This is a genomic window from Oleiphilus sp. HI0125 (assembly GCF_001635355.1).
The window spans coordinates 1-906 of sequence record NZ_LWGF01000998.1 but is presented as its reverse complement, the minus strand read 5'-3'; the positions used below and the strand labels follow the sequence as shown (position 1 = coordinate 906).

The following is a 906-nucleotide window of genomic DNA, read 5'->3' as shown; positions in this document are numbered from 1 at the left end:
TTAATTTTGCGATATGTTGATCTTTCTCGATCCATAGCTCATTAACCCAGGCTTGGAACTCAGCCTTGAATTCAGCATCGCTAGTATAGTCTTTACCTAAAAACTGCTTTGGAATGTCGACTTTTCGAATATCCACTACCACTCTGCTGACCTTTCCACAAAACATATCCCAGATATTTTTTGGGCTATTTGGGTATAGCACTGTCACGTCTAGCATGGTGTGCATTACTTCACCCATGCTTCCTAATACGAAAGCGGCGCCACCCGCTTTGGGCTTTAATAGGTGTTCAAAAGGTGAATCTTGTTTTGCGTGCTTTTCGGGTGTTAGGCGGGTGCCTTCCATAAAGTTGAATACAGATACCGGCGTATATTTAAACTTTTCGCATGCTGCTCTCGTTACTTCTAAGTCTTTGCCCGCTAGTTCAGGGTTCTTTTTAATCTGCGCTGGCGTTGATCGCTTCATAAATGGGAAATCGAGCGCCCACCAACATAATCCAAGCAGTGGAACCCAAATAAGTTCTTGCTTAAGGAAGAACTTAAGCATTGGAATTTTTCGGTTAAATACTTTCTGAACGACAGGAATGTCGGCCCAAGACTGATGATTACAATTAACAAGATACCATTCGTCCTTGCTTAGCCCATCTAGCCCCGTTACATGCCAGTCCATTTTTAGGAATAAAGTGAATAGGCTGCTGTTTACTCCAATCCAAAAGGTAGCGATTTGGATCGCGATTTTTGTGCAAATTTTGCTAAGAAATGAAAGTGGCAAAATAAATTTTAGAAGTGCCACCGACATTAAGAATGGGAAACACACAATGGTATTAAGAATAATGATCAGAACGATCAATACGCCGCGAACAACTCCGGGTAAAAAACTGAACATCGGATGCCTCTTCTTTTATTTTT

1 protein-coding gene is annotated in these 906 nt (G+C 41.4%); it reads right to left on the bottom strand.

The genetic code is table 11. The annotated features are described in order from the left end of the window. Positions 1-883, bottom strand: an 883-nt coding sequence (locus A3762_RS17130; RefSeq protein WP_068756783.1) for an acyltransferase, incomplete at its 3' end; no start/stop codon positions are given. Between the last annotated feature and the right edge of the window lie 23 nt (positions 884-906).